A 23,279-nucleotide genomic window follows, 5' to 3' on the forward strand; every position below is an offset into this window, starting at 1 on the left:
CCCCGCGTTGGGCTGCGCAGCAGCCCCAATAAGAGCACTGCAGTGTGCCAGACAGCTCCGGGGCTATGTTTTGGGGCTGCTTCGCAGCCCAACGCGGGGCAAGCCCGCTCGCCACAGGTGACGGGTTGCCCGTTCTGTCCCTTAACTAACTGGCATTAGGGCTTGCCCCTCCCACACTTGATTGCATTTCAGTCTTTGCCAATCAGTGCCCCGAAGCAGCCGGCCCCGCTTTTGCGGTAAACGGCGGCTTCGCCAGCCACACCAGCAACATCAACCCCATGAACATCCACCCCAGCAACGTGAAGTAATCCACGGTGGACATCATGTATGCCTGGCTGGTGAGGATCTGGTCCAGTTGCGCATAGGCCTTGTGCCCTGCCCCACCGAGCGCCTGCAGCGCGTCGCGGGTGGCCGAGTCATAGGCGGTCATGTTCTCGCTCATGTACGCATGGTGCTGGTCCGCACGGCGAATCCAGATCCAGGTGGTCAGCGAGGCCGCAAAGCTGCCGCCCAGGGTCCGCAGAAAGGTCGCAAGACCGGCACCGTCGGCAATCTGGTGCGGTGGCAGGTCGGACATCAGGATGCTCAAGGTCGGCATGAAGAACAGCGCCACGCCAATCCCCATGAACAACTGCACCAAGGCGATGTGGGTGAAGTCCACCTCATTGGTGAAGCCCGCACGCATAAAGCAGCTCAAGCCAATCGCCAGGAACGCCAGGCCCGCCAGCAGGCGCAGGTCGAACTTGTGCGCGTACTTGCCCACAAACGGTGACATCAGCACCGGCAGGATGCCGATCGGCGCCACTGCCAGGCCGGCCCAGGTGGCGGTATAGCCCATCTGGGTTTGCAACCATTGCGGCAGGATCAGGTTGATGCCGAAGAAGCCCGCGTACCCCAGGATCAACACAATCGTGCCGATGCGAAAGTTGCGGTAGGCAAACAACCGCAGGTTAACCACCGGATGTTTGTCGGTCATTTCCCAGATGATGAACACCGCCAGGGCAATCACCGAAATCGCCGCGCCCACAATGATGAAGTTGGATTCGAACCAGTCCAGGTCGTTGCCCTTGTCGAGGATGATCTGCAGGGCACCGACACCGACGATCAGGCTCAACAGCCCGACGTAATCCATCGGTTGGTAGCTGGTTTCCACCGGGCGTTTCTTGAGCTGCGAACGCACCACCATCACCGCAAAGATGCCGATGGGGACGTTGATAAAGAAGATCCACGGCCAGCTATAACTGTCCGTGATCCAGCCGCCGAGGATCGGCCCGGCAATCGGCGCCACCACCGTGACCATCGCCAATAACGCCAGGGCCATGCCGCGCCTCGCCGGCGGGTAAACCGCGATCAGCAGGGTCTGGGTCATCGGGTATAGCGGCCCGGCCACCAGGCCTTGCAGCACCCGAAAGCCAATCAGTTCGGGCATCGAAGTGGAAATACCGCAAAGAAACGAAGCCAGCACAAACAGAATGGTGGCCCACAAAAACAGCTTCACTTCGCCAAAACGCCGGCTCAACCAACCGGTCAGCGGCAAGGCGATGGCGTTGCTCACCGCAAACGAGGTGATCACCCAGGTACCCTGCTCCGAACTCACGCCGAGGTTGCCGGAAATGGTCGGCAACGCCACGTTGGCAATGGTGGTGTCGAGCACCTGCATAAAGGTCGCCAGCGACAGGCCAATAGTGGCCATCAACAGGCTGGGCGGCGTGAAGGAGGCGTTATTGCTCATCAGCGTTGCACAGCCTTGGGCGCGGCGATGCTGTTGTCATGGATCAACTGGGTGATCATGGCGTCAGCCTCGGCCAATTGGCGGTCATACACATTGGTGGTGAACGAAGCCTTCTGCGGCGCCTGTTGCGCCAGCACCGGGCCGCTCTGGTCATGCAGGTCAACATTGACGACGGTGCTCAAACCGACCCGCAGCGGGTGCTTGGCCAGCTCTTCGGCATTGATGTGGATGCGTACCGGCACCCGTTGCACGATCTTGATCCAGTTACCGGTGGCGTTCTGCGCCGGCAGCAGGGCAAACGCACTGCCGGTACCGGCGCCGAGGCTATCCACGGTGCCGCTGTACTTCACATCGCTGCCATAGATGTCCGACTCGATGTCCACCGGCTGGCCAATGCGCATGTCGCGCAGCTGGGTTTCCTTGAAGTTGGCGTCGATCCACAGCTGGTTCAGCGGAATCACCGCCATCAGCGCAGTACCCGGCTGTACACGCTGGCCCAGTTGCACGGTGCGCTTGGCCACGTAGCCGGTGACCGGTGCGATCAAGGTGCTGCGGGCGTTGGTCAGGTAGGCCTGGCGCAGTTGCGCGGCGGCAGCCTGCACGTCCGGGTGGGACGAGATCACGGTGTCATCCACCAGCGCGTTGCTGGTCTTGAGTTGTTGCTCAAGGTTGGTCAGGGCGTTCTTGGCGGCGGTCAGGCTGTCACGGGCGTGGGACAGTTCTTCCTGGGAAATCGCGCCGCCCTGGGCCAGGGTCTTACGGCGGTTGAAGTTGTCCTGGGCGGTTTGCACATCGGCTTTCTGTGCGTTGACCTGGGCTTTCATGCCATCGACATTGCTGTACAAGCCCCGCACCTGGCGCACGGTGCGGGCCAGGTTGGCCTGGGCACTTTGCAGGCCGACGGCGGCGTCGTTGGGGTCGAAGTTGATCAGCACCTGGCCTTCGTGGACCAGGTCGCCATCGTCGGCGCCGATGCTGACCACGGTGCCGGTGACCAGCGGGGTGATTTCCACCACGTTGCCATTCACGTAGGCGTCGTCGGTGCTCTCGTTGAAGCGCCCGTAGAATTCGTGCCAGGCCCATACGCCCACGACGCAGAGGATAACGATCAGTGCCAGGCCAATCAGCATGACTTTGCGTTTGCGTGGGTTGTTGTCTTTGGGTTGTTCTGTAGCGTTGGTGTTTTCGGCAGTGGCCATGACAAATACCTCAAATTATTCCGTGCGAGTGGCTGGGGTGGTCGATGCCACGTTGTCGGCGTTGTATCCGCCACCCAGGGCCTGCATCAATTGAATCGACAGATCGATCTGCGCGGCATTCAGGCTTGCCAGCTGGCGCTGGGCCTGCAGCAATTGCTGCTCGATGCTGAGCACATCCAGGTAGTTACCGATCCCTGAGCTGTAGCGCTGCATGCCGGTGTCGTAAGACTGCTGGGCAATGTCCGCAGCATGTTGCTGGGCCTGGATCTGCCGACCGGTTTCGCGCAGTTGCGAAAGGGTGTTGCCGATATCGCCCAAGGCTTGCACCAGGGTTTTGTTGTACTGGGCCACGGCCAGGTCGTAGTCGGCATCGCGAGCATCAAGGTCGGCGCGCAGGCGGCCGCCATCGAAGATCGGCAGCGAGATCGTCGGCGCAATATTGAAGAAGCGGCTGGCCGAGCCGAACATCGCATCCCCCAGCAACGACTCGGCCCCGGCGCTCGCGCTGAGGTTGAGGTTGGGGTAGAAGCGCGTCTTGCTGGCGGCAATGTCCTGACTGGCGGCCTCGACTCTCCAACGCGCGGCGATCAGGTCCGGGCGGCGGCCCAGCAATTCGGCGGGCAACACCGACGGCACGGCGACAGCGGCGGGCTTCAACACATTCGGGCGGGCCAGTTCGCTGCCACGGTCCGGACCTTTGCCGAGCAATACGGCAAGGGCGATCTTGGCGCTCTGCAATTGTTTTTCGGCATCGATCAATTGCGACTGGGAGCTGGCTTCCAGGCTTTCGGTTTGCTGGTACTGGTAATGGCTGTCGATGCCCGAGTCGAGGCGGCGCTTGCTCAGGTCGAGCATTTGCCGAGTGCGCTTGAGGTCATCGGTGGCCAGGTCACGCACGATATGCGCCTGGCCCAGGTCGCTGTAAGCCTTGGCCACATTGGCAGCGAGGGTCAGGCGCGCGGCCTTTTGGTCGACTTCGGCGGCGCGGGCCTGGCCCAGCGCGGCTTCCCAGGCGGCGCGCTGGCCACCCCAGAGGTCGAAGTTGTAATTGAAGCTGGCGCCGATATTGCGCACGGTCGAATAGGCATCGCCCTCGCCGCGCGGGTCCTGGTCCTTGGCCAGGCGTGAACGGCTCACGCCGGCACTGGCATCCAGGGTCGGCATGCGCGCGGCATTCGCGGCATACGCGGCAGCTTCGGCCTGATGGGCGCGGGCACTGGCGACTTGCATGTCGGGACTGTTTTGCAGGGCTTCCTGGATCAGGCCGTCGAGCTGCGGGTCGCCGAGGCTTTTCCACCAGTCGGCGCTGGGCCAGGCGGCACTCGACAGGGTCACCCCGCTCAGGGATTTACCGGTTTGCAGGGTGTTGGCGTCGAGGCGCTTGCCTTGGGTGTCGAGGCCGCTGAAATTGGCGCAACCGGCCATGCTCATGGCCACGAGCACCAGGCAAAGGGCACGTGTGTTCATTCTTTACCTACCCGCTGCAGGGTGATGGGATCACCGGCAGCTATGAGAATTTTCTTGAGGATCCGTTCCAGGGTTTCCAGCTCGCCAGCCTCAAGTACGCCCGCCAGCTGGTTCAACGCCTGGGCGCCTATGTGCGGCAGCATGTCTGCCAGGCGCTGGCCGTCGGCGGTCAGGACCAGTTGCACCTGGCGGCGATCCTGCTCGGAGCGTTTACGGCCCAGCAGGCCTTTCTGCTCCAGCCGGTCGAGCATGCGGGTCATCGAACCGCTGTCCAGGGACAGGTTGCGGCACAGCTCCGCCGGGGTGTCGACGCCGAACTGGGCCATGATGATCAACACCTTGAACTGCGCGGCAGTGATGCCGTGGGGTTCCATGTGGGTGTCGATGATGCGGTCCTTAAGGAGCGCCGCGCGGCCCAGCAACAGGCCGAGGTGGCAGTTGTGGAAGTTTTCGGGGGTGAAGTGAGACATCGGAAGTCACCTTATTACTGCCTAGGCAGTGAATGTATGACGAGATGTTACTGCCTAGGCAGCGAAAGTCAAATGGAATAATTAGCTTGCTTGCTAATGTGGGAGGGGGCTTGCCCCCGATAGCGTTGGGTCAGTCACTGATGTGTTGACTGAACGACTGCTATCGGGGGCAAGCCCCCTCCCACATTTTGTACTGCGAAAGGATCTAGAAATCGCGTTTGTAGAAGATGTCGAGGGAGCTGGCCACGCCACTCGCCACTTCCAGGTAGACCTTCTTGCTCAGCAGGTAGCGCAAGGCGATGGTGCTGGCCGGTTCGAACACGCCTACCCCGTAACGCAGGCTGAGTTTCTCGGTGATCTTGCCGCTGGCCACCACCGCCGTGTTGTTGCCGCTGCCCTGGGTGTCGAGGTCGAAGTCGCGGATACCCAGCTTGTTGGCCAGATCCGACGTCACCCCGGCGCTGCCCATCAGGCCCAGGCCGAGGGCCGCCTGGGCGAGCATGTTGTTGTCTTCGCCGGTGGTGCTCAGTGGGCGCCCCAGTACCAGGTAGGACAGCGCCTGCTCCTGGCTCATGGCCGGTTCCGAGAAGATCTGCGTGGTGGGCTGCTCGGCGCTGCCGCTGAGGCGGATGCCGGCGACGACGTTATCGGTCTTGCGGATCGCTTCAATATCCAGGTAGGGCTGATCGAGCGGCCCGGCGAACAGCAGGCGTGCGCGGCGCACATCGAGCCGCTGGCCGTAGGCACGGTAGCGGCCGTCGTTGAGCCACAGTTCGCCACGGGTATCCAGGTTGTCGCCGATGTGCACATGGCCCTGCACCTTGGCGGTCAGGCCGAACCCCGAGAAGTTGAGCTGGTCTTCACCCACCGCCACGTCGATATCCATGGCCATGGCCATCGGCGGCTTGCCCTCTTCGGTCTGGCTGCCAACGATCACTGTGTCATCCGAGACCTTGACGGTGGAGGGCGGCAGTTCCCGCACAGTGATATCACCACGCGGGATGCGCACCTTGCCGGCAATCGCCAGTTTGTCGTGCTTCAGGCTGATTTTCAGGTCGGGGGCCACTTCGAGCACCGCGTAGGGCTCCACCGTGACCGGCAACTGCGAACCTTGCAGGTTGAGGTCCACCACCAGGGCCTGACCCCAATCGATCTGGCCCTTGAGGCTGCCCTGCCCGGCCTTGCCACTGCGCCATGCGCCATTGAGCTGCACGCTCTCACCGGCAATCAACGCCTGCACGTTCAGGCCTTCAAGGCTGATGGGCAGTTCCGGCCCGGAGACTTCGCCGCCCACCAGGTTCACGTTGCCGTTGACCTGCGGCGCCAGCAGGCCACCGGAGATGCGGCCACTGCCGTTGAGCTTGCCGTTGAGTTTCTCCACCATCGGCACAAATGGCCGCGCCACTGCGAGATCAAGGCCGGTGAGGCTGAAATTGCCGCTGATCGGCTTGTTTTTTGGCAGCGGGTTGATCTGCGCCTGCACCAGCAACTCGCCGAGCTTGCCGCCACGGAAGTTCAGCTGGGTATCGATACGCTTGGGGTTGAGGGTGGTTTCCAACTTCAGGGTGTCGTAGGGAAAGTCCAGCCACTGGTCCTTGTCCTTGACGCGCAAGGTGCCGCCGCTGGCATCCACCGCGACCACGCCTTTGGGGCCGCTGTCGGGCAAGTCCAGTTGTATGTCGGCGTTGAGCTTGCCCTGCCAGGCGAAGTCCTTGGGCAAAAACGCCGCGAGGCTGTCGATGGGGAATTGCTTGAGGTGGTAGCGCAATTTCGGTTCGGGCATCAGACGCTGGTCTTCACCGCACAGGCTGGCAGCGCCGGAGACCCAGCAGTGGGCCGCAAAGGTCAGCTTGCCGTCGGCCATGCGCTCGATTTTTGCCGGCGCTTGCAGCTTCCAGTCCTGGCCTCCGGCCTGCACATCACCACTGGCCAGGCGCCCGCGCCAGTTGCCTTTGTCGAGGTTGCCGTCCAAGGCCAGGGCCAGTTTGACCAAGGGGCCGGCCAGGTCGAGTTGGACCTTCTGGTTCCTGATGTCGCCCTGGGCGCTGGCGGTGAGCGTGCCGACCTGGGTGTCGCCGCTTTGAATGCCGCTGCCCTTGAGGTCGATTTTCGCGCGCTGGGCACTGTCCAGGGTCGCGTCCAGGCTAAGGCTTTGCAGGCGATTATCGGCAAACGCCAGTTGCTGGCCCTTGAGGTCGAGTTTGCCTTGGGGCGCCTTGAGGCTGCCGGCCACGTCGAGCCGACCATTCACCTGACCACGCAACTGCGGCCACAGCTGAGCCAGGCGTGCCAGCTTGATATCGATCTGCCCGGCCAGGCGTTGCTGCAGACTGCCGCTGCCGTTGATGCGGTTATCACCCAGGCGGATATCCAGGTTGGCCAGGGTCCATTGCTCGCCCGCGCCTTCGGCCTTGGCCGCCAGCACCGCAGTTTGCCCACGCAGGCGGCCCTTGAGGTCGAGGTCGGCGTTGAGTTTGAGCTGTTCGTTTTTGAACTCACCTTGGCTGCGCAAGGGGCCGGCCAGCGTGCCCGGCAACTCCGCCACCCAGTACGCCGGGTTCAGCGCCGACAGGTCCAACGCGGTATCCCAGGCAATGCCATCGGCGAACTTCAGGTTCAGATGGCCTTCGGCCTTGCCTTGGCCTGCGGTGAGTTTCAGTTCCGGCAGGAAGACTTGCGTAAGGTCGCCACTGAACGGCGTGACCACATTGAATTTGCCGGCCGGGCCGTCGAGGTCGGCCTTGAGGTTGCCGAGGTAGTTGCCGTCTTTGTAGGAGACTTCACCGTTGAAGGTGCGCAACACCACCTGTGGCTCGTCGATCACCGGATAGAGGCGATGCCAGGGGAAGTCCAGCCAGTCGATCTTGGCCTCGGCGCTGAAGCCTTGTTGCCAGTCCAACTGGGCCGTAAGTTTGAGGCTTTGGTTGGCATCGCCATGCAGATCGAGGTTGTCGATCTGCGCACCCTTGGCGTCGACTTTGCCTTTGAGCAACAACGCCACAGGGCTTTTTTGCGCAGGGAGTACGGCTTTGCCCGACAGCAGGTAACCGCTGCTGAGGTCACCCTTGGCCAGTAGCACCAATTCATTGAGTTGCAGCGTGTCCGGCAAGTCGGCGTCGGGTTTGAAGGCGTCGGACGTCACCAGCACCTGTGCGGGCAGGTTTTGCGCCAGTGGCTGCAACTCGGCAAGCAGTTTCCCAGGCAGGTAACCGTTGCTTTCACCATTGAGCGTGAGGGTCTTGAGCAAGTCGCCCTCGACCTTGAGCGCCACCGTCCACGGCGCGCCGCCCGGCGCGTAAGGCAGGCTCAGGTTACCGCTGGCGGTCAGCGGCCAGTCGCCGCTGGGTTGCAACAGGCCGTTCAGGTCCAGCACCAGGCCGTCCCGTTGCAGGTGCACCGCGTCAATCTGCAGGCCGGCGGCGGTCCAGTGCGCGGCCAGTTGCAGGCCCTTGAGTTGTTCGCTGCCGTTAAACAGCAGGCTGCCGACACGAACGTCGCCCAACTGAATGGAAACGGGCAACTTCAGATCCGGCAGCTGAATCGGCCCCTCGCTCTCTTCAGTGCTTGGCGCAAAGTCCAGGCTGACTTGCTCCACGTCCAAGCGATTGATGCACAGGGTCATGCGCAGCAGGCACGCCGGTGACCAGTCAAACGTCGGCGCATTGAGTTCGACGCGACTGCCGTCTTGCGCCCACAGCAGATGATCGGCGCTCCACTGGCCGCCCAAGCGGCCGTGGAAATTCTCCACGCTCAACCCCGGTACACGCTCCACGGCCCAGCGACTGCCCGCTTGGGTACCGAGTACTGCCCACAGTGCCAGTAACAACACGACGAGGACGGCCACCAGAGCCACCCCCGCTATTTTCAAACCACGCATCACAGCTCAGGCCCCATGGAAAAGTGCAATCGAACGCCGCCCGGGTCTTCCAGGGCATGGGCCAGGTCCAGGCGGATCGGCCCGACCGGCGAGACCCAGCGAATGCCGACGCCGACGCCGGTCTTCAGGCTGGGCAAGTCCAGGGTGTTGAAGGAGTTGCCCTGGTCGATAAAGGTTGCGACCCGCCATTTTTCGGCGATGGAATATTGATACTCGGCGCTCAGGGCCACCATATAGCGGCCACCGACACGGTCACCCCGGTCGTTCTCCGGCGACAGCGTCTGGTACTCGTAACCGCGCACGCTCTGGTCGCCACCGGCGAAGAAGCGCAGTGAGGGTGGCACCGACCTGTAGCCGTTGGTGGCACTGCCGCCGACCTGCGCCCGCGCCAGGAAGCGGTGGTTGTCCCACAGGGTGGTCAGGCCTTTGACCATGGCCGTGCCGTAAAGCAGGTTGGTGTCGGAGCCCAACCCTTCCTTGGCGACCTTGCTGTCGAATTGCAGGCGGTAGCCGTTGTGGGGGTCGATGCGGTTATCGCTGCGCAGGTAGGAATAACTGATCCCCGGCATCACCAGGTTACTGAGGCCCGAGTCATTGCCCAGACGATATTCTTCGCGCTGGTATTTGAGCGAGATCACCCGTGTCCAACCGCTGGGCAACTTGCTGTGCCACTCGGGGCCTAAGGTGAGCAATTTACTCAAGGTGTCGGTGTTGGCGATTTCTTCATTCTGGTAGCCGCCGGCGAAGCGGAATTTATCGGTGAGCGGCGGGTCCAGCGGAATGTCGTACCACAGGCCGACGTTCTGCCGTGGCGCCGACAGCTCCGCTTCCCAGCCGTAGCTGTGGCCCTGGGGGTTGACCCAGTGGCGGGTCCAGTTGGCCTTGCCGCGCGGGCCGACGTCGGTGGAGAAACCCAGGCCCAGGCCCATGGTGCGGGGCTTGCGGGTCTCCAGGTTGACGGCCACCGGAATCACATCATTGGCCGATGCGGCTGGGGCGGCGTCCACGCGCACGCCCTCGAAAAACCCGCTGGCCTGCAGGTTCTGGTTGAGTTCGGCGATCAGTTCGGAATCGTAGGGGGCTCCGCTTTTAAACGGCACCATGCGTTGCAGCAGTTCGTCGTCAAACGGCGTATCGCCGGCAAAGCTGACCTTGCCCAAGGTGTAGCGCGGGCCGCTGTCATAGATGAGTTCGATATCGGCGACGCCGGCCTGCGGGTCTACCGAGAGTTTCTGGCGGGTGAAGCGCCCGCTGAAAAAGCCGTAGCGCGAGGACTGGTTCTGGATAAGACGCTTGGCGTCTTCGTAATGGCCGTGGTTGAGCACGGCACCGGATTTGAGGTCGTCGCTGGCGGGCACGCGAAAGGCCTTGAGGTCCGCGGCAGGGCCGTCGACCCGAATGGTCACGTTGCGCAAATGCACCGGTTCGCCGGGGTCGATGGTGAGGATCAGCCTCGGGTTCTTGCCGCCCTTCACATCGCTTTCGATCCGGGGCTGATAGAAACCTAGCGCCTGGGCGGCTTTGCGCGCCTGCTCTTCGGCACCACGGCTGAACCGCAGCAAGGCCTCTTCATCACGATCGCCAACCCCGCCGATATAGCCTTCGATGTTGGCTTTCAACGCGTCGTTTGAAGGCTTGATCCGCACGTCCAATTCGCTTTGCGCAAATGCGCCGCAGCTTGTGAACAGCAGAACCAAGCCGCTGGTAAATCTTCCTGGAAACTTCATAGGCGCGGATGCTACACGAGCTGGGGAGAAACTTAGAACTCAGACGATTCTGAAAAATTCTGCGCTAAGCCGTTGCAGCATGTAACACCTGCGGATTGGGGTGGAAAAAAACGTGCTCCAGAATAGGTCCTACGGCCACTTCGCCGATTTCCTCGTAACCCTGGCGCTTATAGAACTCCAGATAGCGCGAATTCCCCGTGTCCAACACCACACCGGACGAGTGCGGGTCTTCCGCGCACCAGTTGTGCACCGCTTCCAGCAGCTGTTCACCGTAGTGTTTGCCCTGGAATTGCGGGTGAATGCCCATCAGCGGCAGCACATGCACCGACTCGTTGGGCAAGCACGCCATCACCGCATAGTGGTAGTCCAGGTAGCGCCGGGTACCGCGCACGCCGGTGCTCAGCCACATGCGCAATTGCCAGGCCCAGCTTTCGGTAATCCCCAGGCGCCGCTGCGGGGGCGCGATCAGCGCGATGCCGATCAGGCGGTCGTTGACGAACAGGCCAATCGCCGGAAGCTTCTGGAAGAAATGCTGCTTGACCAGTTCACGCACGGTGGCGCGTACCCGCTGTTCATAGCCGGCGCGTTCTGCTTCAAAGATGTAGGCAAACGTCGGCTCATGCCGATAGGCCTGGTACAGCAGGGAGCGGGCTTCGCGGGAATAGCCGCTGTTGAGCAGGCGAACTTCGCCAATGGCAGTGTCAGTCATACAGTCAATCTCCCTGGGCGCCACTCAATAGATGGCGTTCTTATGGGTACGAACCTACGCAGCACCAGTCGTTCCCAGACATTAGCAGTGCATCTGTCCTACCGCCACGCTGGCCCCCGTCCGACTTGTCCGCTAGCATCGCCCTTTTGCCAGACTGGACCGCCGACCATGAAAATCGTCTCCTTCAATATCAACGGGCTGCGCGCCCGCCCTCATCAGCTGGCGGCACTGATTGAAAAACACCAACCCGACGTGATCGGCCTGCAGGAAACCAAGGTCCACGACGACCAGTTCCCCCTGGCCGAAGTGCAGGCACTGGGCTATCACGTGTACTACCACGGGCAAAAAGGCCACTACGGCGTGGCACTGCTCTCGCGCAAAGAAGCGTTGAGCGTGCACAAGGGCTTTGCCAGTGATGAAGAAGACGCCCAGCGCCGCTTTATCTGGGGCACCTTCGCCGATGAAAACGGCCAGCCGATCACCATCATGAACGGCTATTTCCCACAAGGTGAAAGCCGCGACCACCCGACCAAGTTCCCGGCCAAGCAGCGCTTCTACGCAGATTTGCAGCACCTGCTGGAAAGCCAGTTCAGCAACGACCAGGCCCTGGTGGTGATGGGCGACGTAAATATTTCCCCGGAAGACTGCGACATCGGCATCGGTGCCGACAACGCCAAGCGCTGGCTGAAAACCGGCAAGTGCAGCTTCCTGCCTGAAGAGCGCGAGTGGATGGCGCGCCTGAAGAACTGGGGCCTGGTGGACAGCTTCCGCCACCTGAACCCCGAGGTGGCCGACCGTTTCAGCTGGTTCGACTACCGCAGCCGCGGGTTCGAGGATGAGCCCAAGCGTGGACTGCGCATTGACGTGATCATGGCCTCCAATGGCTTGTTGGCGCGGGTCAAGGATGCCGGCGTGGATTACGACCTGCGGGGTTTGGAGAAACCGTCGGACCATGCGCCGATCTGGCTGGAATTGAGCTGATCCCCTTGACTGTGTACTCGGGCCAAATGTGGGAGGGGGCTTGCCCCCGATCGCGGTGTATCAGTAACAGATAAGCTGACTGTCACACCGCCCCTCACACAGTTTTGATCATTTGAGTAACCGTCACATTATTGAAATCCAACTGACTTAATCTCGCGGCACTCCCTTTGGCTTGAGAAGGTGCCGGCATGATGCTGCGCGTGCTGTTCCTGTTGTGTAGCGCGTTTTCCCTCTCCGTCGTGGCTGCCCCCCTACCCGTTCCCGATCAAGGCCCGGCTTTGCGCATCCAGGGTTCCAATACCATTGGCGCGGCGTTGGGGCCGGCGTTGGTCAAGGGGTTGATGGAGCACCAAGGCCTGCAGGCGGTGCACGTTGAACCGACCGAGGGCGCCAATGAACAGCGCGTGGTCGGCAAGACGCGCCAGGGCAAGACGGTGACCGTCGAGGTGGCGGCCCATGGTTCCAGCACCGGATTTGCCGCGCTGAAAAAAGCCAGTGCCGACCTGGCTGCGTCTTCCCGTCCGATCAAGGACAGCGAACTGGTGGACCTCGAACCCCTGGGCGATTTTAAAAGCCCCGAGGCCGAACAGGTGATCGCCATCGACGGCCTGGCCATTATCCTCAACCCGCACAACCCACTGAATACGTTGAACACCGAGCAGCTGGCGCAGATCTTCAACGGCGAGGTCGACACCTGGGAAGCGCTGGGCGGTATCGGCGGTGCCATTCATTTGTACGCGCGGGATGACCAATCCGGCACCTATGACACCTTCAAGGAACTGGTGCTGCGCCTGCGCGGCAAGCCCCTGGCCGCGTCCGCCAAGCGTTTCGAGTCCAGCGAAGCGTTGTCCGATGCGGTGAGCCAGGATCCCCAGGGCATCGGCTTTATCGGCTTGCCTTACGTGCGCCAGGCCAAGGCGGTGGCGATTGTCGATGGCGACTCGCAACCGATGCTGCCATTGAACAGCCTGATTGCCACCGAGGATTACCCGCTGTCACGCCGGCTGTTCTTCTACCTGCCGCCGTCCTCCAGCAACCCGTGGGCCAAGGCGCTGGTGGACTTTGCCCAGAGCAGCAAAGGCCAGGCGATTGTGGCGGCCAATGGGTTTATTGCGCAGCAGGTGCAGGCGATCGCGGTGGAGCCACGCTCGTCAATGCCCGAGGACTATCAAGCCATCGCCCGTGACGCCCAGCGTTTAACCGTGAACTTTCGTTTCGAAGAAGGCAGCGCCAGCCTCGACAACAAGGCGCGCCAGGACTTGCAGCGGGTGGTGGCGTATCTGAACGGCCACGCCAAGCTGGATAAGCAGGTAACGCTGGTGGGCTTTGGTGATGCCAAGAATGACCCGCAACGCGCTGCGCTGCTGTCGAAGCTGCGGGCGATGGCGGTACGCCGGGAGTTGGTGAAGAGCGGCGTGGTGCTGCGCGATATTCGCGGCTTCGGCGCACAGATGCCGGTGGCGGCGAATACGGCGGATGAAGGGCGGATCAAGAATCGGCGGGTGGAGGTGTGGGTGTACTGAGGGCTGCTGGATCTTCAGTGCCTGATCCGGCCTCATCGGGGGCAAGCCCCCGATGCAGGCGACGCGGTGTTACTGCCCGCTGCGCATCATCTCTTTAGGCACATACTTGCCGATCTCGAACTTGCCGATGGCCGCGCGGTGCACTTCGTCCGGGCCGTCGGCCAGGCGCAGGGTGCGTTGCATGGCGTACATGTAGGCCAGCGGGAAGTCGTTGGAGACGCCGGCGCCGCCGTGGATCTGGATCGCACGGTCGATGACCTTCAACGCCACGTTCGGCGCCACCACCTTGATCTGGGCGATTTCACTTTTCGCCACTTTATTGCCCACGGTGTCCATCATGTACGCCGCCTTCAACGTCAGCAGGCGCGCCATGTCGATTTCCATCCGTGAGTCGGCGATCTTGTCGATGTTGCCGCCCAGGCGCGCCAGGGGTTTGCCGAACGCGGTACGGCTGACCGAGCGTTTGCACATCAACTCCAGTGCGCGCTCAGCCATACCGATGGAGCGCATGCAGTGGTGGATACGGCCAGGGCCAAGGCGGCCTTGGGCAATCTCGAAGCCTCGGCCCTCACCCAGCAGTACGTTTTCATACGGCACACGCACATTGTCGAACAGCACTTCGGCGTGGCCGTGGGGTGCATCGTCGTAGCCGAACACCGGCAGCGGGCGTACGATTTTTACCCCGGGGGCATCCACCGGCACCAGGATCATCGAGTGCTGTTGGTGGCGCGGTGCATCCGGGTTGCTCAGGCCCATAAAGATCAGGATCTTGCAGCGCGGGTCGCAGGCGCCGGAGGTCCACCACTTCTTGCCGTTGATCACCCACTCGTCGCCCTGACGCTCGGCGCGGGCAGCCATGTTGGTGGCGTCCGAGGAGGCCACGTCCGGTTCGGTCATGGCGAAGGCCGAACGGATCTCACCGCGCAGCAGCGGCTCGAGCCAGCGTTGTTTCTGCTCTTCGTTGGCGTAGCGCACCAGCACTTCCATGTTGCCGGTGTCAGGGGCGGAGCAGTTGAACGGCTCCGGGCCCAGCAGCGAGCGGCCCATGATCTCGGCCAGGGGTGCGTATTCAAGGTTGGTCAGGCCGGCGCCCAGTTCGGATTCGGGCAGGAACAGGTTCCACAGGCCTTCGGCTTTCGCCTTGGCTTTCAGCTCTTCCATGATGGCGGTGGGCTGCCAGCGGTCGCCTTCGCTGACCTGACGTTCGAACACCGGCTCGGCCGGGTAGACGTATGCGTCCATAAACGCAGTGACACGTTCACGCAGTTCCTGAACCTTGGGCGAATAGGCGAAATCCATGAGCAGCTCCCTTCTTTGAGAGGTTGTTTAGGTCATGCAATCGATGCTAGAACAGCGTTGATAATTTACCTAGCCTATTCTCGGCGTGTATTAACATTCATCACCGATATATGATCGACGTATGAGCACGTAACAAATCGCCACCTAATAATAAGAGCGCAACCCAATGAATCTGAGCAAGGTCGACCTCAACCTCTTTATCGTCTTCGACGCGATCTACACCGAAGCCAACCTGACCCGCGCCGGGCAGATTGTCGGCATCACCCAGCCGGCGGTGTCCAACGCCCTGGCGCGTCTTCGGGAAACCTTCAACGACCCGCTGTTCGTGCGCACCGCCCAGGGCATGGTGCCCACGCCGATGGCGCAGAACATCATCGGCCCGGTGCGCAATGCGCTGTCGTTGCTGCGGGTGTCGGTGCAGGAAAGCCGCATCTTCAACCCGCAGCAGGCGGCCAAGACCTACCGCATCAGCATGACCGACCTCACCGAGGCGGTGATTCTGCCGCTGCTGTTCCAACGCCTGCGCCGCCTGGCACCCACCGTGGTGATCGAGAGTTTCCTCTCCAAACGTCGCGAGACCACCAAGGAACTGGCGGCCGGGCGCCTGGATTTTGCCGTGGATGCGCCGCTCAACACTGACCCGCAGGTACGCCATGTGAAGCTGATGGAAGATCGCTATGTGTGTGCCATGCGCAAGGGCCATCCCATGGCGGGCAAGGATAAATTCAGCCTGGATGACTACCTGTCGCTGACCCATATCCATATTTCCAGCCGCCGCAACGGCCTGGGCCACGTCGACCTGGCCCTGGGCAAGATGGGCATCCAGCGCAAGATCGCGCTGCGCTCCCAGCACTACCTGATGGCCTCGCAGGTGTTGCAGCAGACCGATATGGTCATGACCGTGCCCGAACGCTTCGCCCGCCGTCATGAACTGCATTGGTTCAACCTGCCGGTCAATGACGTGCCACCGGTGGAAACCCACCTGTACTGGCACGAGAGCACCGACCAGGACCCGGCCAACCGCTGGATGCGCGAGCAGATGATCGAGTTGTGCCAGCAAGTCACCGCCCACGAAAAGAAACTGGATCAGCAACAGGCCTGAGGTTGAAGAACGCCCCCTGTGGGAGGAGGCGTGCCCGCGATGGGCTGCGCAGCGGCCCTTGACGTTCACGTCAACCTGCCTTTAGCTTAGCGCCAAGACTTTCTCGAGCGCCCCCATGAGCACGACCTACAGTATCTCCGACCTCGCCCGCGAGCTCGACATCACCACCCGGGCCATTCGCTTCTATGAAGAACAAGGCCTGCTGGCCCCGGAACGCCGGGGCCAGGAGCGCATTTACTCGGCGCGGGACAAAGTCAGCCTCAAGCTGATCCTGCGCGGTAAGCGCATCGGCTTTTCCCTGGCCGAGTGCCGCGAGCTGATCGAACTCTACGACCCCACCAGCGGCAATCACATCCAACTCAACAGCATGCTGGCCAAGATCGCCGAGCGCCGTGAGCAGTTGGAGCAGCAACTGCTGGATATCGAACAAATGAAGCTGGAGCTGGACACTGCTGAAGAGCGTTGCACCCAAGCCCTGGCCCACACCATGAGCCAGGTTGGCCATTGATCAGAAGGTAGCTGCCATGTCCCTCCCCTCCCATGTGCGCTTGGTGGAAGTCGGCCCGCGCGACGGTTTGCAGAACGAAGCCCAGCCCATCAGCGTGGCTGACAAGGTCCAACTGGTGGATGCCCTCAGCGCGGCGGGCCTGAGCTATATCGAAGTCGGCAGTTTTGTCTCGCCCAAGTGGGTGCCGCAAATGGCCGGTTCTGCAGAAGTGTTCGCGCAGATCCAGCGCAAGCCCGGCGTGACCTATGGTGCGCTGGCGCCAAACCTGCGCGGTTTTGAGGACGCGCTGGCGGCGGGCGTGAAGGAAGTGGCGGTGTTCGCCGCGGCGTCCGAGGCGTTTTCCCAGCGCAATATCAATTGTTCCATCAGCGAAAGCCTGGAGCGCTTTGCGCCGATCATGGCCGCAGCCAGGCAGCATGGCATCAGCGTGCGCGGCTATGTGTCGTGTGTGTTGGGCTGCCCTTACGAAGGTGAGGTTGCGCCTGAACAAGTGGCAGCGGTTGCGCGGGAGTTGTATGCCATGGGCTGCTACGAAGTGTCCCTGGGCGACACCATCGGCACCGGCTCGGCGGGTACCACGCGACGCCTGTTCGATGTGGTCGGTGCGCAGGTGCCACGGGACAAACTGGCGGGCCACTTCCATGACACCTATGGCCAGGCCATCGCCAATATCTACGCCAGCCTGTTGGAGGGCATCAGCGTATTCGACAGCTCTATCGCGGGCCTCGGCGGCTGCCCCTATGCCAAGGGCGCCAGCGGTAACGTCGCCACCGAAGATGTGCTGTACCTGCTCAATGGCCTCGGGATCGACACCGGTATCGACCTGGACGCGTTGATTCGCGCGGGCCTGCAAATCAGTAACGTCCTGGGTCGACCCACCGGTTCACGCGTGGCGAAGGTGCGTAACAGCGTTTGAGTAGCGTGGCCGTGACAATGTGTTACCGCACGGCTACACATCGAGTAACACGGGAACATATTTTGTCGTATTTGCCGTAGGCGACATCCCACAAAAAATTTAACCTATTGATTTTAAACGACTTTATAAAGTTGGCACGGCTTCTGCTATCTCTATGGCATAACAAGAATAAAAAGCGCCAAACCTAATAAAAATAAGACGAAACGACTCTGACATAACAAAAACAACACGGCAGAGACGCAGCTAACAGATTTTTTTGGAGAAGATGTGCTTCGCAGGGTCCGGCATGCCGAAACCCGCAACCGGTAAGAGAAAAATAAAACTACCTCAGGTAGCTACCCACTGGTTGGATCGATAACGAAGAAGCAGATCAGCGCTCAAAAAAATACGTTTGCTCTTGACCCCGGATGGGGGTCGCCAAAAACAGCGGTAAAGGGTAACGGTTGCCAAAAACAACAATAGACCGCCCCTCAATAATAAAAAAAGAGCACGCAACGACAAATTAAAGGGGACCTCCGGGTCCCCTTTGTGCTGTCTGCACCTTGGTATTTAAAGCGGTGTTCCTTGGGTGGCGGCGAAGTTGTTGAGCACCCTGCGGGTCAAAATTCGCAGTGATCGTTGTTCCAGCGCCTGCCGCGCCACTCCCAACTGCTTGAGTTCGCTCTCAAAAAACGCACTCTGCATCGCGCCGTTCACGAGTATTTCATCCCGGCGCCTGCCCAAGAGGCCCGCCAGCCGGTCAGTCACCTGGTCATGCATCGCCTGCCACTGGTCTTTTGTGGCCTGGTCTGCGGCGCCAACCTGCTCGCCTTGCAGATCCGAAAGCTCAAACAACGCGGTGCTTTTCTCGTCGATCAGATCAAGCTCCGGTGCCATCAATGCCTTGAGTTCCTCGGGGTATCGACTGCGAAGATGTGTTTCCCAGAACAGGCGCCCGGTCAAAAAAGTCTCTTCGGCAGCGGTATTGCGCTCGTCCCTCAGCACCTGCGCATAGGCTTCGTCGATCGCGGGCTGACTCACATTGGCCTGCTGGGGAAACAGCATCTCGCGGGACTTGACCGGCAACTCAAGCCGGTCTGCAAGCCGGGTACGGTATGCCAGGATGACTTCGACCTGTTCAGTAAACCCGGGCCCCCTGGCCTGGACATCCCGCTGAGCAATGGCGTCCACCAGGGTTAAACGAAACAGCTTCCTGCCCGTGGCGATCAGCGAGCCTTCAACGTGCTCCGTTCCCGCCATTTCCAGTGCCCAGGCCCCCATCAGCTCGCTTTCAAGGTTCATGAATTCGACCGAACTGCCGTCGCCACAGGTGACTCGATCATCGGCGGTGGTAAACAGCGCTTCGCGAATAGCCTGGCTTTCACTCGCGGCCTCAAGCATGTCCCACACTCGCTGCGTCAGTGCCGGGCGGGTCACTGCACTGGCGTACTCGGCACTGCGGGTGGTATCGGCCAATACGGTAAAAAAAGCCGCCGACCCAGGAATGCTCCGCAGTTCGTCCCAGATCCCACCACGCCGTGCCAGCTCTGCGGCCGATGGCTCGCCCAGCCAGAGATCACGCGCCTCATCCACGGTGACGTGCTCGCCCCATTGCATCAAGGGCTCGCCCATTTGAAGGCGCGCAAGGGTGGCCGCCGACAAGGGATTTTCGTGCACGTTGATGCGCTCCCGGTGCTGATAAGCGTATTCAGGCAACGTGGTGATCTGGTTTGCATGCAGGTCGATACGGGCGAGAGCAGGCAAACGTTCGACGCCGACGGGAAATAGGGTGGTGCCGGTGTTCGGCAGATACAACTGGTTCAACTCGCGTAAGCGGCTTACATCGGCCGACCATCCCAAACGTCGATTGTGTCCCAGATTCAAAATCTTCAACTGCTGCATGCTCTCCAGGCGCGTTCGGCTCTGCTCGGTCAGTTGGATGTCATTGCTCTTCAAGTTGAGTTTGGTCAGCCCTGCCCCGCCGTTTCGAAGCGCCGGCAGTTGGGTGAAATTGTTTTCGCTCAGGTTCAACCAGCGCAGGCCGCCAAATGCCTGCAGAAAAGGCAAAGAACGGTCGGAAAGCCCCATTCGACGTAACCTCAGATGGCCCACATGATCCATATTGGCGGTAATCGCAGGCAGCTCACCGACCGCTTCTTCGGATAGATCCAGCACATGGCCGATGGGTGCGCCATCCCCCGCGAATGCCTGTGCGCCACCTCGCTGCCAGACTTCTTTGATCGTCGCAGACACTCTGCGCCTGGCACTCGCATAGCCCGATTCCTCCTCCTGCCAGTTCACCAGCGCTTTATTCAGATCGAGAAACTCCGTTTCCAGGTGCGCCAGCCTCGCCAATAGCACAGCATCCGCCGCACCTTGAAGCCCTAGCAGGGTCTCGACTTCAGCCAGGGACTTCGAGGGGTAAAGCACCATCGCTTTCATGGTGCAAACAAACGGACGCTGTGCCGCGCCCCCCACCGGACTCAGCGGATAACCGATGCGTCCATCCGCCAGGCGCATCGGGGATTTGAAACCGGGCCTGATCGGTTGCAGGCCCAGCGCACGCCGGCTTGCCTGCTCACCCAGCGGCAAGTGCGCCAGTTGCGCTTTCAAGGCCTGGGTGGACGATTGCAGCGCTGGCCAACGGGTGAACCGGCCGCCGCTGGCAAGCCACAGCGCGCTGAAAAAGGCGTCCTTGTCATAGCGCCAATAGAGTCTTTGTTGCGGCACGCTGTATAACATCCACTCCTTCATGTCGCTGCGGATCAGACGAAGCTGCCTGGGGGCGGTCGTATCGCCGACCCGGTCCAGCACAGCCCCCTCATACGTATCGGCGCGCAGCTCAATACACACCCCATCCAGCTTCCCCGGAATGGCGGCCAGCTTGTGCAGCGCCAGGTGTACGCCGTCCATTGTCAGCTGGTTGTCGAACAGCAGATCGGCATGCGCCCGCATGACACGCGCCTTTTGCGCGTAACGGCGTGCCTCTTCGGCCAGCCGCAACGGCAAGCGTGATGTGGGTTCAATGCGACGTGCCAACTCTTCGGGCCTGGCGTGGGCGACTATTTCTTCGGCGGCCAATTTAGGCAGGCTGGGAAAGCTGCGCTGAAGCCACTGGACGTGGACATCACTGGAGATATCACCGGCCGACATTTCCAGATTGAACAGCTCATTCCGGGTGTTTTTAGCCGCTGTCAGCAATCGATCCCGGTACCTTGCGGCCCTGGCTGCCGGTGTACGCTGCGCGCACATCAGTTGCGCCATACGTTCCTCGGCGAATGTCGGTTTACCGTCAACCGAACGCTCACCGGGCGTAATGATGCCCAGCATCACCTGTTCCGCGTGTATCTCGTGCTCGACCTCCTCTTCATCCAGCAACTGGCGTATTTCACCTTCAGTCAGTTGATTAAGCATGGCGGGGAGCAGGACCCCACTGCCGAGCTGTTCAGGCTGCAACTTGACCACTTCACGTGGGCTTCTGACTTTGCCTGAAAGCCACGTCAGATTGCCCTCGGAATCAAAGGCTATCAGCACCCGCGATTTAGGCCACATACCATTGTCGATCAACAACTTGACTTGCATGAACCAGTTGACGCGACTGAACACGTTGGGGTCGGGGCTGCTCAGCCGATCGATAAAAGCCTGATGCTTGGCGTCGCACTCAAATCGCCGGAGCATGTCTCTGAAGAGTGGCGGCGGCGCCCGATGCTCGATAAACACCTGACGCAACTCGTCATCCGACACTCCGCTGAATAGCCTCGCCTGCTCAAGCTGGCTATCGCTCAGGTGATCGACCGTATGGCCAATGCGCCGGAGCAAGGTCTTGCGGTCCCACGTCAGGGGTTGTTCGAACTCATGGACCCAGGCGCCCATGCCGTTATGGTGAATGCGTGGCGCATAACGTGAATCGCCGTCGGGGTGTTGGAGCCTGGATTCACCCTCGGCGCCGGTGACGACCTTGTAGTGACCACCGTCAGTTGCCGGCAGATAGAGGCTTCCCTCATGGGCATACAGCCCCTGCGCGTTCGGCCGCAGCCCTTCGGGCAACGCGATCCGGTGCAGGTATTGGCCCGGATTGACACTGTGCAAACGCGTGCGCCCACCGAACTCCACGTGCACCAGGCGCTTGATAAATGCCGTGTCTTTGGCTGCCATCAGCACTTTGGGCACCGCCAGCCCCGCCAGATCCAGACCCACCGCCGAAAAGTGCGCCCAGGCCGTGCGAGTGTCGCCTTCGGACCACGCTTCAATGCCTTCGCCTATCTCATAGACCATCTGCGCGGCCGCAACGACCAGCATGGCCTCCCCCAGGAAGGGCACCACGAAAGAAGCCAGATTGAGAATATCCAGTGCCGTGCTGCCCCACGACCAGAGCCAGGCGTTATACGCCCGATCGGTCACCGATTGGGTGGAGGCCACGGCGGCACTGGCGTTGTTCATGATCAGCCGGATACGCTGCGTCGCGCAGTCCATCCAGACATCACGCCATGAGGCGCCATACGTCCCCTGGTCGGTGATGCGACTTTTATTGGCGGCGGAAAAATCTTCATCCACGGCATGCGCCGCGCCGGGGTCGAGCAAGGCCTTGAGCCGGGTAAAAAAACCGTCCTGATGGGCGAGCGGCACAAACTGGCTGAAGAATTTGCGGTATTCAGCCCGGCACAGACGTGTCGTCAAATGGTCGGTAAAAGCCGCTATGTGGTGATAGCTCTTGAGTGGATGAAGCGGATCGCCAGGGATATACACCATGCAGGGCAGCGGCAGGAGTTGGGCATTCCTTGTGTTTTCCCGCCACTCCACCGGACCGATGACCAGGATGTTCTCGATATAAAGATTGCACAGCCGCAACGGCGAAAACTTGACCGTCTTTTCTGACCATTTACCGGTGGACTGATTAAGCAGCAGGCTGCAGATCAACTGGTGTTGCGCAGGCTGGATATCGCCCTTCATCACCGCGATTTCTGCCGCCAGTTCCAATTGGTTTCGATGGCTGATGATCAGGCTGCTATATAACTTGCCCGCCGGCTGATTCTGGGTTGCCGGCGCACTATGGCGGTTGATGGCGGCTCGCAGGTATTCGTAGTAGGAACGCCCCAGATCCAAGTACCTGCACAGTTGGGCGAACGCGTGGGCCTTGATGTCGAGCTTGAGCGACTTGACATTGGCTGAGGTGTGCACCAGAGCGCTTGAATACCGGTGAAAATCGTACCCGGTGATCAAGTGACAGTCCGCGCACACCGGCTCATTCGCCTGGTCCGGAGCAAAGTTGTTCAGCGCCGCTTCCAACAGGCTGACACCTTTATAAGAATAAAACTGCGGGCCCAATTCGCTGACGCGTGTGGTCGAGACCTCAGTGAGCTGCGCGTCGCAGCTGGTTTGCTCCAGTTTGCGCGCATAGAACACCTTCCTGGGGTCCAGCCGCTTCCCGAACTTTTGTTCGATCGCGGCCACCAACAGCGGCTCGGCATACTCTGCCGGTGGCTTCAGCTCACCGAGCATCTGATCCAGTTGGTTCAACGACGCACGGCTGCGCTTGTGCACCTTGCCCAGGCGGTCCCTGTCAGCCTGCGGGGCCTTTTTGTACCAGTCGGGAATACGCAGGTCCAATGACGCCAGTTCAGTTTTGCGGCTGTCCTGCGCCTCGGTGTACCAGTCGGGAGTATTGTCCTTGATGACACTCAGGTGCGGACTTTGCAGGTCCGACACCCTGTCGGCGGGTGGGTCAGTGATGCTGTCTGTCATGCGTGTAGCCTTCGAGTGGCGAAATATTGCGCCACTCTAGGCAACACC

General features: G+C 61.1%; 14 protein-coding genes. 5 read left to right on the plus strand and 9 right to left on the minus strand.

Features of this window, described 5'->3' with window-relative positions:
- Positions 1 to 202: 202 nt before the first annotated feature.
- From AD670_RS24385 to AD670_RS24415, 7 genes are all read right to left on the minus strand, one after another.
- A complete protein-coding gene (locus AD670_RS24385; protein ID WP_053138343.1) occupies positions 203 to 1,732 on the minus strand; it encodes a DHA2 family efflux MFS transporter permease subunit in 1,530 nt (509 codons plus the stop codon).
- Positions 1,732 to 2,931, minus strand: a complete 1,200-nt coding sequence (locus AD670_RS24390) for an efflux RND transporter periplasmic adaptor subunit (protein ID WP_053138346.1) — start codon at positions 2,929 to 2,931, stop codon at positions 1,732 to 1,734. The genes AD670_RS24385 and AD670_RS24390 overlap by 1 nt, the downstream gene beginning before the upstream one ends.
- A 15-nt stretch (positions 2,932 to 2,946) precedes the next feature.
- Positions 2,947 to 4,398 (minus strand): efflux transporter outer membrane subunit, encoded by a 1,452-nt coding sequence (locus tag AD670_RS24395; RefSeq protein ID WP_053138349.1) that lies wholly within the window; start codon positions 4,396 to 4,398, stop codon positions 2,947 to 2,949.
- Complete coding sequence (locus tag AD670_RS24400; RefSeq protein WP_053138352.1) at positions 4,395 to 4,868, minus strand: MarR family winged helix-turn-helix transcriptional regulator; 474 nt, start codon at positions 4,866 to 4,868, stop codon at positions 4,395 to 4,397. The genes AD670_RS24395 and AD670_RS24400 overlap by 4 nt, the downstream gene beginning before the upstream one ends.
- Before the next feature lie 205 nt (positions 4,869 to 5,073).
- Positions 5,074 to 8,745 (minus strand): translocation/assembly module TamB domain-containing protein, encoded by a 3,672-nt coding sequence (locus AD670_RS24405; protein ID WP_082341039.1) that lies wholly within the window; start codon positions 8,743 to 8,745, stop codon positions 5,074 to 5,076.
- Positions 8,745 to 10,472 (minus strand): autotransporter assembly complex family protein, encoded by a 1,728-nt coding sequence (locus AD670_RS24410; RefSeq protein WP_053138358.1) that lies wholly within the window; start codon positions 10,470 to 10,472, stop codon positions 8,745 to 8,747. Before AD670_RS24410 ends, AD670_RS24405 begins: the two co-directional genes overlap by 1 nt.
- A gap of 64 nt (positions 10,473 to 10,536) precedes the next feature.
- The gene (locus AD670_RS24415; protein WP_053138360.1) at positions 10,537 to 11,181 is read right to left on the minus strand and encodes an N-acetyltransferase; all 645 of its coding nucleotides are present in this window, start codon (positions 11,179 to 11,181) and stop codon (positions 10,537 to 10,539) included.
- 168 nt (positions 11,182 to 11,349) lie between these two features.
- Between AD670_RS24415 and xthA the strand changes: the two genes are divergently transcribed.
- Both xthA and AD670_RS24425 read left to right on the plus strand, forming a co-directional pair.
- On the plus strand, positions 11,350 to 12,162 hold the full coding sequence (xthA, locus tag AD670_RS24420; protein WP_053138363.1) for an exodeoxyribonuclease III: 813 nt from the start codon (positions 11,350 to 11,352) through the stop codon (positions 12,160 to 12,162).
- 188 nt (positions 12,163 to 12,350) lie between these two features.
- Complete coding sequence (locus AD670_RS24425) at positions 12,351 to 13,685, plus strand: substrate-binding domain-containing protein (protein WP_053138366.1); 1,335 nt, start codon at positions 12,351 to 12,353, stop codon at positions 13,683 to 13,685.
- A 69-nt stretch (positions 13,686 to 13,754) separates the two neighbouring features.
- On the opposite strand, the gene AD670_RS24430 is transcribed toward AD670_RS24425, so the two are convergent.
- Positions 13,755 to 14,984 (minus strand): acyl-CoA dehydrogenase, encoded by a 1,230-nt coding sequence (locus tag AD670_RS24430; RefSeq protein ID WP_053138369.1) that lies wholly within the window; start codon positions 14,982 to 14,984, stop codon positions 13,755 to 13,757.
- Positions 14,985 to 15,150: 166 nt separating this feature from the next.
- On the opposite strand from AD670_RS24430, the gene AD670_RS24435 reads away from it, so the two are divergent.
- From AD670_RS24435 to AD670_RS24445, 3 genes are all read left to right on the plus strand, one after another.
- A complete protein-coding gene (locus AD670_RS24435) occupies positions 15,151 to 16,086 on the plus strand; it encodes a LysR family transcriptional regulator (RefSeq protein ID WP_053138373.1) in 936 nt (311 codons plus the stop codon).
- Positions 16,087 to 16,201: 115 nt separating this feature from the next.
- Positions 16,202 to 16,594, plus strand: coding sequence for a MerR family DNA-binding transcriptional regulator (locus AD670_RS24440; protein WP_053138375.1), 393 nt, complete (start codon positions 16,202 to 16,204; stop codon positions 16,592 to 16,594).
- A 16-nt stretch (positions 16,595 to 16,610) separates the two neighbouring features.
- Entirely contained in the window at positions 16,611 to 17,510 is a 900-nt protein-coding gene (locus AD670_RS24445) for a hydroxymethylglutaryl-CoA lyase (RefSeq protein WP_053138858.1), read from the plus strand.
- Positions 17,511 to 18,059: 549 nt separating this feature from the next.
- Here the strand turns inward: AD670_RS24445 and AD670_RS24450 are convergent.
- Positions 18,060 to 23,231 (minus strand): NEL-type E3 ubiquitin ligase domain-containing protein, encoded by a 5,172-nt coding sequence (locus AD670_RS24450; protein WP_053138378.1) that lies wholly within the window; start codon positions 23,229 to 23,231, stop codon positions 18,060 to 18,062.
- Positions 23,232 to 23,279 lie beyond the last annotated feature (48 nt).

Source organism: Pseudomonas sp. MIACH (assembly GCF_001269925.1).
In the GTDB taxonomy this organism is placed as follows: Bacteria; Pseudomonadota; Gammaproteobacteria; order Pseudomonadales; family Pseudomonadaceae; genus Aquipseudomonas.